This is a genomic window from Bacillus sp. SH7-1 (genome assembly GCF_008042405.1).
GTDB classification, from domain to species: Bacteria; Bacillota; Bacilli; order Bacillales; family Bacillaceae_G; genus Bacillus_A; species Bacillus_A thuringiensis_N.
This window is the reverse complement of record NZ_QNUD01000010.1, coordinates 99,051-112,114: the sequence shown is the minus strand read 5'-3', so window position 1 is coordinate 112,114 and position 13,064 is coordinate 99,051. Positions and strand designations below refer to the sequence as shown.

Here is a 13,064-nt window from a genome sequence, read left to right as displayed (position 1 = left end):
AATGGGGACGATTTTAGACAAAATTGTAGACCAAAAGAAAAAGGAAGTTGCGGCATTATATGAAACATATACACCAATAAAAGAAAGTAGAAAGACACATTCACTTTTAGAAGCGTTACAGCAGTTTACTGTCATCGCAGAAGTAAAGCGGGCATCACCATCAAAAGGAGATATCAATTTACACGTTGATGTACGAAAACAAGTGAAGACATATGAAGAATGCGGCGCTGGTGCAGTTTCTGTTTTAACAGACGGTCAATTTTTTAAAGGATCTTTTCATGATTTACAAACGGCAAGAGAAGAAAGTAACATTCCTCTTTTATGTAAAGATTTCATAATCGATAAGATTCAAATCGATAGAGCGTATGAAGCTGGTGCAGATATTATTTTACTAATTGTAGCGGCGTTAACGAAAGAGAAGTTAAAAGAGCTGTATAGCTACGTACGAGAAAAAGGATTAGAAGCAATTGTTGAAGTTCATGATGAACAGGAATTAGAAATTGCGATTGAATTAAATCCACACGTTATCGGTATTAACAATCGTAACTTAAAAACATTTGAAGTCGATTTAGGCCAAACAGAAAAGCTCGGAAAACGATTAAATGAGGAGAAATTACTTTGGATTAGCGAGAGCGGGATTCATTCAAAAGAAGATATTATCCGTGTTAAAAGAGCCGGAGCAAAAGGTGTATTAGTTGGAGAAGCGCTTATGACATCATCTTCTATTCGCACTTTTTTTGAAGATTGTAAGGTGAACGTATGAAAGTGAAAATTTGCGGGATCACTGATATGAAAACGGCAAAATGTGCTTGCGAATACGGAACAGATGCACTCGGATTTGTTTTTGCAGAAAGTAAGCGGAAAATCACTCCAGAGCTAGCGAAGGAAATCATTCAGGAGCTTCCAGCAAATGTGTTAAAGATCGGTGTTTTCGTGAATGAATCAGTTGAAGTAATTCAAAAAATTGCAGATGAGTGCGGGTTAACACATGTGCAACTACATGGGGATGAAGACAATTATCAAATTAAAAGATTGAATATTCCGTCTATAAAGTCACTAGGAGTAACTTCAGAGAGTGATATGAAAAACGCTCAAGGGTATGAAACGGATTATATATTATTTGATAGCCCAAAAGAAAAGTTTCATGGAGGAAATGGAAAGACATTTTCATGGGAACTACTTGGGCATATGCCCAAAGAATTGCGAAAAAAAACGATATTAGCTGGTGGATTAAACGCTCTTAATATAGAAGAAGCAATTCGAACTGTTCAGCCATACATGGTCGATGTAAGTAGCGGAGTGGAGACAGAAGGAAAGAAAGATGTAGAGAAAATAAAACAATTTATTATAAAAGCGAAGGAGTGTTCCAAATGAACTACGCATATCCAGATGAAAAAGGACATTACGGTATATACGGAGGACGATACGTTCCAGAAACGTTAATGCAATCTGTACTAGAACTAGAAGAAGCATATAAAGAAGCGATGCAAGATGAAGCATTTCAAAAGGAATTAAATCATTATTTAAAAACGTACGTCGGAAGAGAAACACCGCTATATTATGCTGAAAATATGACGAAGTATTGCGGTGGTGCCAAGATTTATTTAAAACGTGAAGATTTGAACCATACAGGAGCTCATAAAATTAACAATACAATCGGTCAGGCACTACTTGCAGTGCGAATGGGTAAGAAAAAAGTTGTAGCTGAAACAGGAGCTGGACAACACGGAGTTGCAACAGCTACTGTATGTGCCCTACTCGGATTAGAATGCGTCATCTTTATGGGAGAAGAAGATGTGAGACGTCAAAAATTAAATGTGTTCCGAATGGAATTACTCGGAGCGAAAGTAGAAAGTGTAGCGGCAGGTAGCGGTACATTAAAGGATGCGGTAAACGAGGCGCTTCGTTACTGGGTTTCACATGTGCATGATACGCACTACATTATGGGATCCGTTCTCGGACCACATCCATTCCCGCAAATTGTCCGTGATTTCCAAAGTGTAATTGGGAATGAGACGAAAAAACAATATGAAGAATTAGAAGGGAAATTACCAGAAGCAGTCGTTGCTTGCATTGGTGGTGGGAGTAACGCGATGGGTATGTTTTATCCGTTCGTACATGATGAAGAAGTTGCTCTTTACGGCGTAGAAGCAGCTGGAAAAGGCGTTCATACAGAAAAGCATGCAGCAACTTTAACGAAAGGAAGCATCGGTGTTTTACACGGATCAATGATGTATCTTCTGCAAAATGAAGAAGGGCAAATTCAAGAAGCACACTCTATTTCGGCGGGACTCGATTATCCAGGTGTTGGTCCAGAACATAGCTTGCTAAAAGATATTGGCCGCGTTTCTTATCATTCGATTACAGATGATGAAGCGTTAGAAGCATTTCAATTATTAACGAAAAAAGAAGGCATTATACCAGCGCTAGAAAGTTCACATGCTGTCGCATACGCATTAAAATTAGCTCCGCAAATGAAGGAAGATGAAGGACTTGTCATTTGTTTATCTGGCCGCGGGGATAAAGATGTAGAGAGTATAAAACGTTATATGGAAGAGGTGTAAAAAATGGGAGTAGAAAAAATTAAAGCAGCGTTTGAAAATGGTAAGAAAGCATTTATTCCGTATGTAATGGGCGGAGATGGTGGCTTTGAAAAATTAAAAGAAAGAATTCGTTTTTTAGATGAAGCAGGAGCGAGCATCGTTGAAATCGGCATTCCGTTTTCAGATCCAGTCGCAGACGGTCCAACGATTCAAAGAGCAGGGAAACGAGCGCTAGATAGCGGTGTAACAGTAAAAGGTATTTTTCAAGCATTAATAGAGGTAAGGAAAGAAGTGCAAATTCCGTTTGTACTCATGACATATTTAAATCCAGTACTCGCATTCGGAAAAGAACGATTCATCGAAAACTGCATAGAAGCAGGTGTAGACGGCATCATCGTTCCGGACTTACCTTATGAAGAACAAAATATTATTGCCCCGTTACTTCGAGAGGCAAATATTGCACTAATTCCACTCGTTACAGTAACGAGCCCTATTGAGCGAATCGAAAAAATTACGAGTGAATCAGAAGGATTCGTCTACGCCGTTACAGTAGCAGGCGTAACAGGAGTACGTCAAAACTTTAAAGGTGAGATTCATAGTTACTTAGAAAAAGTAAAATCACATACACATTTACCGGTAGTGGCAGGGTTTGGTATTTCAACAAAGGAACATGTAGAAGAAATGATTACAATATGTGATGGAGTAGTCGTTGGAAGTAAAGTCATTGAGCTGTTAGAAAATGAAAAGCGAGAAGAAATATGTGAATTAATACAGGCAATAAAACAAAAAGAAGAGGCATAAGTCTCTTCTTTTTGTTTTACGTAATAAATGTTAAAATATACAGAAAATACATATAATTTAGAGGGTGAGAAAGCATGCTAAGACGTAAACTACTATATCTGCTTTTAACTGTACCACTATACGCTTGGCTCATTAGCATGACGAAAATAGAATTGATGGCTCTATTTTTAGGATATGTATTCATCTTTTCCAACTTAAATCGCATTCAAGAGCAATCTATTTTAGAAATATGTATATTTTCGATTAGTATAGAATTATTTAGTATCGTTTCGATTGTATTATTAAATGAATTATTCCGATGTATCCATTCATTTGAATTAATAAAATTTGGGAATGTTGTATTGCAAGTAATATGTGCTTATATTGTGTTTGTTGTGTTAGACAAAATCGTCGAACAGCAGACGGTTTTTGAGAATAATAGAAAATGGGAGTGATTCAAAAAGGAGCTAAACAGCTCCTTTTTTAAATCTGTTGTAAAAACAATTGAAAATTATGACATCTGTTATATAATAGTTAAAAATTGTATTTTAAACGAAATGAGATGATAACATGGCCATATTGTTGGCACTTATCCCAATTATGATGATTTTCATTTGTTTATTTTTATTGAAACAAACGTCATTAAGGTCTTCTTTAATTGCTTACGTTGTATCTGTTGGAATCGTTTTACTCTCGCCAACATTTCAACTAGGGATAAGTGAAACTGTGCATGCAACGATTAAAGGTTGGTTAATTTGTTTTATTGTCGGGTACGTTTTATTTTTCGGTATTTTTTTATTTCACCTCATGAACAAAATGGGGTACATCGACCAAGTAGCAGGTTTTCTAGAAGAAGTTACGCATGATCGTTTATTACAAATGCTTCTTATGTGTTTTGGTATTTGCCCACTAATTGAATCAGTAAGTGGATTCGGGATCGGCTTTATGGTTGCAGCACCTATTTTTCTTTCATTAGGTTATAAACCGTTCCAAGCTGTACTGCTCTCGTTTATCGGCTTACTAGCTAGTTCATGGGGGGCAATGGCAACTGGTACGATTATCGGTTCGCAGCTTATCAATATGCCTCTTACAACACTCGGTACAAATACAGCGCTATTAAGTATCCCGATGTTTGCTTATTTCGTCATTCTTTCTTTACATGTTGTTGGTGGCTGGCAGGCCGTTATTGAAAAGTGGAAGGAAGGATTCGTTTTTTTTCTATTATTTTCTCTCGGAATCTATCTTTCTAACGCATACGTAAGTGTGGAACTAGCAGGTATATTAAGTTCTATCGTTACCATTACATTTGGCTTTCTTATCATTAAATTAAAAGGAAAAAGTGGGCAAAATCTAATGACAGAACATGCTGCGGCAACGGAGAGAGAAGTATCTATTCTAAAAATTATTAGCCCTTATATATTTCTAACAGTTTGTATTTTACTTTCTCGCCTCGTTCCTACATTACATGACTTGTTCAGATCATATGCAGTCCTTGATTTAAAATCATACTCTTACAAATTAGAAATGCTGTATTCACCAGGATTTTGGCTCGGTATGACTTGTTTATTTACAATCATTTTCTTCCGCATTCCATCTCATATTATTAAACAATCACTCTCGCAAACGATAAAACAATGGATTCCATTTGCGATTACAACGACAATGTTTATCGCCATTTCAGAACTAATGGGTGCATCTGGCATGCATTCATTACTGGCAAAAGCAGCTGGTGACACATTTGGAACATTTTTCGTTTTCGTTGCTCCGTTCATCGGTGGAATCGGTGGCTTTTTAACAGGTAGTAACGCAGGATCAAATGCGATGTTCATAAAACTACAAATGCAAACGGCGCAAAATGTAGCACTGCCGTGGCAATACGTCACAACATTGCAAAACACCGCATCATCAGTAGCGACGATCGCTTGCCCATCACGGATTACACTAGGTGCTTATTTATGTAATATACCGCATCGTGAAAATGAACTATTAAAGAAAACGACGTTAATGATCTTTGGTGCGGTGTTGCTCGTAGTGATAGAGGTTGTTGTTTGGTATATGTTGAGAAATTAAAAATCCTCCTAACATAGGAGGATTTTTTTTATGGTTGGATAATGTTTTAAATATGAAAAGCTTCTACTAAATGAATAGGAGATGAAATGTATGCCCCTAAAAAACTACGGCGTGTTAAAAGGTACAGTTATACAATCAAAGATTGGAAAAGGGAAAACACCTCATTATCAAGTTCATTTACAAGGCGAAGCAGAAGTAGATTATCGTATTGCCATTAACGTGAAATCGCAAAGTTATCCGTCAGAAGTTTTATATTTTGCGAGCGACAATATTCGGTCAGAAGCAATTCATATTTTACCGACATTACCGTTCGGTTTTACAGAAATAAAAAACAATGAGCCGAAAGTAGCTTTAGACTACGTAAGAGGTAATGTATTTGATTCGAAGCAAATGATTCCTTTACCTGCTGAAAAAGCAGGGGTAGATAATGATTTAAATGAAAAAATAGAACGTTATATAAAACGGGCAATAGAAGAAAAAGCAATTATTTACGCGTTTGGTGAAAGATGGGGACCAGAAGAAGATACACCTGATTCTTACTTTCATTTCGAACCAGGAAACGGGATACACGATATTCATATGAATCAAGGGAATGTAGAAAAATGGAAAGGTGATAATGGTATATGGCAAGACGGAGGCATACTCATTCACTTTGAAAAGGAAGAAGAATGGATCGGTATCTTTCTTGCCTTCCAATCACAGTCATGGTGTACCGATGAAGATGGGCATGCTCGTGTTCCGGTTGAACATTTTGATTATAAAGGAAATAATTGATAAGAAGAGGGCGTTCAAAACGAACGCCCTCTTCTTATTTTAGAAAACCCAAAACTAACAAGTGTAGAAATACAAGAGAAGAGCAGTGCGACACTAGAAAACGCAATGAGATACATATTATATTTCATAACCTGTCCAATTAGCTGATTACTATCGTACTGAAACAGTCCTGCTATTATATTGAATAAAAATAACACGATAAACATGACGATAACACCGTCTATTGATCCTTTAATATCTGGTTTACTTAAAGCGATATGTGCGGAAATGCAAATGGCGATAAATAAAAATAACCAAAAGGAAGGATTCAATAAATTGCCGATTGTAAATAAGCTTTTCAACAATACAAACGTCGACAAGAGCATGTTTTGAACCATTTCTATATTAATAGAAGTAGAATCGATTGTCTTTTCGAGAGTTGTATTAAATAAGAAATATGAATCTGGTACGAAATAGCGCATTAAAAGGATTAATGCTGTAATACCCGAAATAATAGGACCAATTCCAATGAAGAAGTTCCCAATTCGTTGATATACACTTTTTTGATTGTATTGATGTTGTACGTAGCCTAAAGCACCTTGACTTGTATCTGTTGGGAAAAACTGCGTTGCTACAATTTTATGACGAAATAATACGCACATAATGGCGTGCCCAAGTTCGTGAATAGGAACACCAATCCACGCCGTTAAAAGGAATCCTTTTCTTCCAAAAGCCCTCGACCAATACATCCGTGTTAGTGATTCTAAATAGCCTAATAGAAATCCAATTACAATGATAACGCCAATTAAAGAAAATAATTGGATTATGCTTGTAAGGAGTATTTGAAAAATTGAGTTTACAAATTCCATTGTTTTTCATCCAATCTGTTAAAAATATTATTTATTCTGTTTCATAATAGCATTTTTTTCAAGATTGCTAGCACATATATTTTCTTTCGGAAGAAGGATTTCAGAATCTTTTTCTTGTAGTCATGTTTTATGTACAAAGTCATATATTGAATTTGTAACACCCTATACGGTATATGCTTAAAGGAGGGATGAGAGAATGAAATGTCCGGCGTGTCATACGGAAAATACAACAGAGGCAAAGTTTTGCGGGAATTGTGGACATTCGTTAACAGAGGGAGCAGTGGCGAGTGGTGCACAGGAAGAAGGTGAGCAACAGGCACGCGTAGCACCAGCAAAGGAAGCTCGACCAAATGAAACGGTAGAGCAAGCGAAGCGATTTGCAAGTGGCTATTTCCAGTTCTTTAAAAATGCTTTTAAATCACCATCGACCATTATGAAAAGTGGGAATATTGAAGTGCGAAATGGAATTGTAAGTCTTGTTCTTATTTGTTTTTTAGGAGCATGTCTTTTTTATAGAATGATGAGTGCTGCAGCAGCTGTTACGAGAACATTTGCACCAGATATACCTACTCCTACATTCTTTTTGGACACTGTAACGGTCTTTTTATTTTTATTAATTTTAACTTTATTTGTCGGATTTATTATTTTTGTAAGCGGTAAGATGATGAAAGCATCTTTTTCGTTTCTTGAAGTATTCGGTATATGGGGAACGATAGCAACTCCGGCAATTGCTATATTAGTTCTTTCTTTTCTTTTTAGTTTCTTATTAATCTTTTTCTTACCAATTTTATTAGGGCTGGCTACAACGTATATGGGAATTAGTATAATTGTTGCTATAGTAAAACTAGATAACGGCGGATTAGATCCTATTTATACACTTCTTATCGCAAATGTTTTAATCGGAATTGCAATATTCATTGTACTGTGGTCTTACATTAGCACGATAATTCAAACCTTTACACAGGGAATAACTGGCTTCTAATGAAAAGGTGGTTGAATGGATGAATGTATGTACAAAGTGTGGGACTCAGTTTGAAGAAGGTGTGCAATTTTGTCAAAACTGCGGGATGAAGAGGGGAAGTCCTGTAGTAAAGAAGAACATGAGTGGTGGTGCAAAGGTTGGCATTACGCTGTTAGCACTATTTGTTATAGCGATTGTCGGACTCTATTTATACGGATCATCGTATTATAAGCAGTCGGCACAAGTAGACCGGATGATTACGATTTTACAAGAGAAGGACGGGGAGAAGTTAGCTGAAATCGTCACGGCAGATGATCCGTCAGTTGTTGTAACGAGAGAGAGTCTAATGCCACTCTTTTCGTATATAAAAGAAAATCCATCTTATGTGAATGAATTGAAAGAACATTTGAGGATAGATAAAAAACAAGGGAACGGAATCGAAAGAACAGACTTTTCGTTAACGAAAGACGGAAAGTATTTCTTTTTATTTGATCGGTATAAATTGAAAGCAAAGACGTATTATACGACGTTGCTTTCAAATGAAAAAGGTGCAGCTTTAAAAATGAACGGAAAAGAAATTGATAAAACAGATGACAAAAAGTTTGAGAAGCAATATGGACCGTTTCTTCCGGGAACTCAAGTGTTTCAAGCAGAATATAAAAATGACTATGTGAAACTATCACGTGAAGAAAAGGTTGTACTTATGAAACAAGGTCAAAATAACGTAACGATAGATTTAACGTTGCAAGGTCAATATATTACTGTCCAAACGAACGTGCCTGGTGCAACATTGTACGTGAATCAAAAGCCAGTTACAGCGCTGGTTGGAGAAGAAATTACGTGGGGGCCTGTAGCGACTGATGGAAGTGCGACGATTTATTTAGAACGAAATGGAGAAAATGGAAGGGAAACGACGAAGGTAGAAACGGTAACGGCATTTCCTTCGTATAATCTTCCATTCCAGAAGAAGAGCTCGGAAAAAACAGTTGTTTACAATGTTACTCCGCCAGCTACGACTGGGTATGTATATAATGGTTTTATCTTCCCTGATAGTGATATTCGAAAACTAACGAGTGCGGATTTAGCATATTTATCGAAAGAACAGTTGAAAATAGCGAGAAACGAAATATACGCAAGACATGGACATATGTTTCAAACGAAAGACATGCAAGCGTATTTTTCAAAGCAGTCTTGGTATAGAGAAAATCCATACTTTGCAGGAAAGCTAACGGATATTGAATCTTATAATGTTGAACTAATCAAATCAAGAGAATAGAACACATGAAAAAAGGTACAGTGTATAACTGTACCTTTTTTATGGTTTTTTATCTGAACCAGGATCCCTTGAGAAAAAGATATGAAAGAGGAACGTGACTTTACTTGCTCCTCCTGATGTACTTGCTTGCACATCAGATAAACCATTAGATGTTAAAACACCTTCAGAATGAGGGGGTACGACTATTTTGAGATTATCATCTGATTCTGATGATGCAGTAACTGTTATTGTATCATCAGATAAGTTCAAAATTTTTACAGTGCCGATTGGTAAGATGGACTTGCCAGCGTGTGATGCTGAAGCGAAGCGAGAGCCTTTCCAAATCGTTTGTGGGAAAGTCTCATCATTAGATAACCAAGCACGAGCACTATAAATGGTTGCGTTAATAGAGAATTCTTGATCAAGCGACAAGGCGGGTTTTGGTTCTTTCGGTTCCTCTGGAGTTTGAGCGAGAAGGCCAGCGCACATGTATGTTTCACCTACTTTCAATTGTTACTGTTATAGCATATTAAAAATATTGTTTATAAGACACGACAGTTACCTATTCAGGCATAGGTTTGTGCACAAAATTTGAAGATGAAATTCTCTTTCTTTACAATGGAAGTAGGTGTTATTTCTATAAAATATGGAAAACGTAAAGAGTATGTAAAAAAGAAGGAGTGGTAACGTGAACTATGTCATTATTGGCGGAGATGCAGCTGGTATGAGTGCAGCGATGCAAATTGTTAGAAACGATGAAAATGCAAATGTTGTGACGTTAGAAAAAGGTAAAATTTATTCGTACGCTCAGTGTGGATTACCGTATGTCATTAGTGGTGCTATCGCTTCAACGGAAAAGTTAATCGCGCGCAATGTAAAGACGTTTCGAGATAAATATGGAATTGATGCGAAAGTACGACATGAAGTAACGAAAGTAGATACGGAAAAGAAAATGGTATACGCAGAGCATACGAAGACGAAAGATGTCTTTGAATTTCCGTACGATCGATTATTAATTGCGACCGGAGTACGTCCTGTTATGCCAGAATGGGAAGGCCGAGATTTACAAGGTGTTCATCTTTTAAAAACAATTCCAGATGCTGAGCGCATATTAAAAACGCTAGAAACGAATAAAGTTAAAGATGTAACCATTATTGGCGGCGGTGCAATTGGGCTTGAGATGGCAGAAACATTCGTCGAACTTGGTAAGAAAGTAAGAATGATTGAGAGAAATGATCATATCGGTACAATTTACGATGCAGATATGGCGGAGTATATACATAAAGAAGCAGATAAACATCATATTGAAATTTTAACGAATGAAAATGTAAAAGCGTTTAAAGGAAATGAACGAGTAGAAGCAGTTGAAACAGATAAAGGAACGTATAAAGCAGATCTTGTTTTAGTATCTGTTGGAGTGAAGCCAAATACTGATTTTCTTGAAGGAACAAATATACGTACAAATCATAAAGGGGCAATTGAAGTAAATGCATATATGCAAACGAATGTGCAAGACGTATATGCAGCAGGTGATTGCGCAACACATTACCACGTTATAAAGGAAATTCATGATCATATCCCGCTCGGAACGACTGCTAATAAACAAGGGCGACTTGCTGGACTGAATATGCTTGATAAACGAAGAGCCTTTAAAGGTACGTTAGGTACAGGTATTATTAAATTTATGGATTTGACGCTTGCAAGAACAGGCTTAAATGAAAAAGAAGCGAAAGGGCTGCATATCCCGTATAAAACAGTCAAAGTAGATTCGACAAATATGGCGGGCTATTATCCAAATGCCAAACCACTTTATTTGAAATTACTCTATCGTTCTGACACGAAACAATTGTTAGGCGGACAAGTAATTGGAGAAGAAGGCGTAGATAAACGTATTGATGTAATCGCGATGGCACTTTTCAATAAAATGAGCATTCACGAGTTAGAAGATGTCGATTTAAGTTACGCACCACCATATAACAGCGTTTGGGATCCAATTCAGCAAGCGGCAAGACGAGCGGAATAGCACTTTTTAAGTGCTATTTTTTCGTTAAAGGGGAATCGTCATTTTTGTCGAATGAAGAGGATTAGGAAATAGTTACATATAGGGAAGGGGGATCATTAAAAATGTTTGTAACACGTCAAACAGTTCAAGAATCAGAAAAAGAAATATTACGTAATTTGTACGCACTATATCTTCATGACCTCTCTACATTCACTCCTAATATAACGATTGAGGCAAATGGATTTTTTGAATACGAAGATTTGCACATGTTTTGGGAAAATGACGGAATCACTCCGTATTTTATAAAAGCTGAAAATAGTATTGTAGGATTTTTATTATTGTTGGAACGCCCGTTTTTGAAGAAGGAAAACGACTTTGGTATAAATGACATTTTCATATTGAATCAGTACAAAGGAAAAGGAATCGGTAAACAAGTTATTGAGAATTTACTAAAAGAGAAACGGGGGCAATATTTCGTTATCGAACTTGTGAAAAATATACCAGCAGTTTCTTTTTGGAAGAAAGTATATAGGGAGCTAAACATCGAATTTGATGAAAAAACACAGTTAATCGATGATGAAGAATGCCTCGTTCAAACGTTTAAAATATAATGAGATTGGTGCTCCTAGTATATTACTTTGAAATTTAACTTTATTTTGAATATACCGTTCACCCTTGAAAACATAGTACGTATGGCTTATATTGTCATATAGTATTTATTTTTTAAACAAAGCAATGAACGAACCAGGGGGCACAGTATGGCAATTAACATGAAAACAATTGAAGAATGGATTGCTGAATCAAACGCAAGACATGAAGAAGACTTTGGAAACGTTGTTGAAGAGATGAAAGAAGTATGTGTCGGACTTGATAATGCGACATTAATTTATACGAAAAATGTATTTTGTTTCGGTAAGAAAGTAGAAGTATTGTTCTTCTTCCAAGACCATGTCGTGATCGGACAAGAAAAAGATGAATATGTTGAAATCGAAAAATTAAAGTATGAAGCAATTACACATAGCAACTTAAAAACAAATGACAAAAATACAACGTTAGAATTAAAGTTTGCTAATGGACAATCTATCAATTTAGATAGTTTAAATGATAACTACGGTACGAAAAATTGGTTATTCGCGAGACAAATTAAGAGTATTTTTAAGTTAATCTAGTAAAAAAGCAGACCTCAAAGGGTCTGCTTTTTACTTAATTCCTATTACACAAAGGCACCCTCTTTCTTCGTAGCATTTCACACTTGTAAATCCTGTTTTATAAAATAGGTTTATTAATTCTTCATTCGTTTTCCATTTCTCCATATGATATTGAACTTTGAAAGTTTCAGCTACTAATAAAAAAGATCCATTCGGCTGTAAGACGCGAAATACTTCTATTATATCTTGTTCCACATCAGGCCAAAAGTAGTGTGTTTGAAAAGCGGTTATGAGATCGAAGAAGTTTGTATTGTAAGGAATAGAAGAAACGCTTGCTTGTTGAACAATGACTTTTTGCTTTTGAACATCTTTTATATTCGTCTGTATAGAATTCTTTACAGCTTGATCAGAGTAATCAATCCCATATATTTTTCCAAGTGGAGTTCGTTTTGAAAGAGTGTGTATCGTTTTACCTCCGCCACAACCGATATCTAATATGATTGCATCTGTCTTTATATGTACTTTCTGTAATGCCCAATTTGTGAGTCTCGTATGTGCAGCGTTCATAATACAAAGCATGGAAGAACCAATTGTCCCGCGTGGATTTTTTGCTTGCTGAATTAATCGTTGTAAAATGCTCAAGTTAAACTCTCCTTTTATGTAAGAATATATATACTCATTTC

At 36.3% G+C, this 13,064-nt stretch carries 15 protein-coding genes; 12 read left to right on the top strand and 3 right to left on the bottom strand.

Annotation, left to right across the window (positions count from 1 at the left end):
- Nucleotide 1: 1 nt before the first annotated feature.
- From trpC to DN390_RS12305, 7 genes are all read left to right on the top strand, one after another.
- On the top strand, nucleotides 2-763 hold the full coding sequence (trpC, locus tag DN390_RS12335) for an indole-3-glycerol phosphate synthase TrpC (protein ID WP_147807445.1): 762 nt from the start codon (nucleotides 2-4) through the stop codon (nucleotides 761-763).
- A complete protein-coding gene (locus tag DN390_RS12330; protein ID WP_147807444.1) occupies nucleotides 760-1,374 on the top strand; it encodes a phosphoribosylanthranilate isomerase in 615 nt (204 codons plus the stop codon). Before trpC ends, DN390_RS12330 begins: the two co-directional genes overlap by 4 nt.
- On the top strand, nucleotides 1,371-2,564 hold the full coding sequence (gene trpB, locus DN390_RS12325) for a tryptophan synthase subunit beta (protein ID WP_147807443.1): 1,194 nt from the start codon (nucleotides 1,371-1,373) through the stop codon (nucleotides 2,562-2,564). The genes DN390_RS12330 and trpB overlap by 4 nt, the downstream gene beginning before the upstream one ends.
- A gap of 3 nt (nucleotides 2,565-2,567) precedes the next feature.
- Nucleotides 2,568-3,344 carry a tryptophan synthase subunit alpha gene (trpA, locus tag DN390_RS12320; RefSeq protein ID WP_147807442.1) on the top strand — a complete coding sequence of 259 codons (777 nt, stop codon included), beginning with the start codon at nucleotides 2,568-2,570 and terminating at the stop codon, nucleotides 3,342-3,344.
- 74 nt (nucleotides 3,345-3,418) lie between these two features.
- The gene (locus tag DN390_RS12315) at nucleotides 3,419-3,778 is read left to right on the top strand and encodes a DUF4029 domain-containing protein (protein WP_097949595.1); all 360 of its coding nucleotides are present in this window, start codon (nucleotides 3,419-3,421) and stop codon (nucleotides 3,776-3,778) included.
- A gap of 115 nt (nucleotides 3,779-3,893) precedes the next feature.
- Nucleotides 3,894-5,393, top strand: a complete 1,500-nt coding sequence (locus DN390_RS12310; RefSeq protein ID WP_147807441.1) for an L-lactate permease — start codon at nucleotides 3,894-3,896, stop codon at nucleotides 5,391-5,393.
- A gap of 90 nt (nucleotides 5,394-5,483) precedes the next feature.
- Entirely contained in the window at nucleotides 5,484-6,167 is a 684-nt protein-coding gene (locus DN390_RS12305) for a DUF2278 family protein (protein WP_147807440.1), read from the top strand.
- 14 nt (nucleotides 6,168-6,181) lie between these two features.
- Here the strand turns inward: DN390_RS12305 and DN390_RS12300 are convergent, their stop codons facing one another.
- Entirely contained in the window at nucleotides 6,182-7,015 is an 834-nt protein-coding gene (locus DN390_RS12300; protein ID WP_147807439.1) for a hypothetical protein, read from the bottom strand.
- A gap of 196 nt (nucleotides 7,016-7,211) precedes the next feature.
- Here DN390_RS12300 and DN390_RS12295 point away from each other — a divergent pair, with 196 nt between their 5' ends.
- A complete protein-coding gene (locus DN390_RS12295; RefSeq protein WP_147807438.1) occupies nucleotides 7,212-7,997 on the top strand; it encodes a zinc ribbon domain-containing protein in 786 nt (261 codons plus the stop codon).
- Nucleotides 7,998-8,016: 19 nt separating this feature from the next.
- The gene (locus DN390_RS12290) at nucleotides 8,017-9,252 is read left to right on the top strand and encodes a TcaA 3rd/4th domain-containing protein (RefSeq protein ID WP_147807437.1); all 1,236 of its coding nucleotides are present in this window, start codon (nucleotides 8,017-8,019) and stop codon (nucleotides 9,250-9,252) included.
- Between the two features lie 39 nt (nucleotides 9,253-9,291).
- On the opposite strand, the gene DN390_RS12285 is transcribed toward DN390_RS12290, so the two are convergent.
- Nucleotides 9,292-9,720 (bottom strand): hypothetical protein, encoded by a 429-nt coding sequence (locus DN390_RS12285; protein ID WP_000332414.1) that lies wholly within the window; start codon nucleotides 9,718-9,720, stop codon nucleotides 9,292-9,294.
- Nucleotides 9,721-9,919: 199 nt separating this feature from the next.
- Here DN390_RS12285 and DN390_RS12280 point away from each other — a divergent pair, with 199 nt between their 5' ends.
- From DN390_RS12280 to DN390_RS12270, 3 genes are all read left to right on the top strand, one after another.
- On the top strand, nucleotides 9,920-11,254 hold the full coding sequence (locus DN390_RS12280; protein WP_147807436.1) for a CoA-disulfide reductase: 1,335 nt from the start codon (nucleotides 9,920-9,922) through the stop codon (nucleotides 11,252-11,254).
- A gap of 101 nt (nucleotides 11,255-11,355) precedes the next feature.
- Nucleotides 11,356-11,844 carry a GNAT family N-acetyltransferase gene (locus tag DN390_RS12275; protein ID WP_147807435.1) on the top strand — a complete coding sequence of 163 codons (489 nt, stop codon included), beginning with the start codon at nucleotides 11,356-11,358 and terminating at the stop codon, nucleotides 11,842-11,844.
- Nucleotides 11,845-11,991: 147 nt separating this feature from the next.
- Complete coding sequence (locus DN390_RS12270) at nucleotides 11,992-12,402, top strand: DUF3908 family protein (protein ID WP_060630001.1); 411 nt, start codon at nucleotides 11,992-11,994, stop codon at nucleotides 12,400-12,402.
- A 30-nt stretch (nucleotides 12,403-12,432) separates the two neighbouring features.
- Here DN390_RS12270 and DN390_RS12265 read toward each other — a convergent pair whose 3' ends face one another.
- A complete protein-coding gene (locus tag DN390_RS12265; protein ID WP_060630002.1) occupies nucleotides 12,433-13,023 on the bottom strand; it encodes a class I SAM-dependent methyltransferase in 591 nt (196 codons plus the stop codon).
- Nucleotides 13,024-13,064 lie beyond the last annotated feature (41 nt).

Coding starts and splice junctions, on each gene's coding strand:
- trpC (WP_147807445.1), top strand. CDS start 2: ATGGGGACGATTTTAGACAAAATTGTAGACCAAAAGAAAAAGGAAGTT.
- DN390_RS12330 (WP_147807444.1), top strand. CDS start 760: ATGAAAGTGAAAATTTGCGGGATCACTGATATGAAAACGGCAAAATGT.
- trpB (WP_147807443.1), top strand. CDS start 1,371: ATGAACTACGCATATCCAGATGAAAAAGGACATTACGGTATATACGGA.
- trpA (WP_147807442.1), top strand. CDS start 2,568: ATGGGAGTAGAAAAAATTAAAGCAGCGTTTGAAAATGGTAAGAAAGCA.
- DN390_RS12315 (WP_097949595.1), top strand. CDS start 3,419: ATGCTAAGACGTAAACTACTATATCTGCTTTTAACTGTACCACTATAC.
- DN390_RS12310 (WP_147807441.1), top strand. CDS start 3,894: ATGGCCATATTGTTGGCACTTATCCCAATTATGATGATTTTCATTTGT.
- DN390_RS12305 (WP_147807440.1), top strand. CDS start 5,484: ATGCCCCTAAAAAACTACGGCGTGTTAAAAGGTACAGTTATACAATCA.
- DN390_RS12300 (WP_147807439.1), bottom strand. CDS start 7,015: ATGGAATTTGTAAACTCAATTTTTCAAATACTCCTTACAAGCATAATC.
- DN390_RS12295 (WP_147807438.1), top strand. CDS start 7,212: ATGAAATGTCCGGCGTGTCATACGGAAAATACAACAGAGGCAAAGTTT.
- DN390_RS12290 (WP_147807437.1), top strand. CDS start 8,017: ATGAATGTATGTACAAAGTGTGGGACTCAGTTTGAAGAAGGTGTGCAA.
- DN390_RS12285 (WP_000332414.1), bottom strand. CDS start 9,720: ATGTGCGCTGGCCTTCTCGCTCAAACTCCAGAGGAACCGAAAGAACCA.
- DN390_RS12275 (WP_147807435.1), top strand. CDS start 11,356: ATGTTTGTAACACGTCAAACAGTTCAAGAATCAGAAAAAGAAATATTA.
- DN390_RS12270 (WP_060630001.1), top strand. CDS start 11,992: ATGGCAATTAACATGAAAACAATTGAAGAATGGATTGCTGAATCAAAC.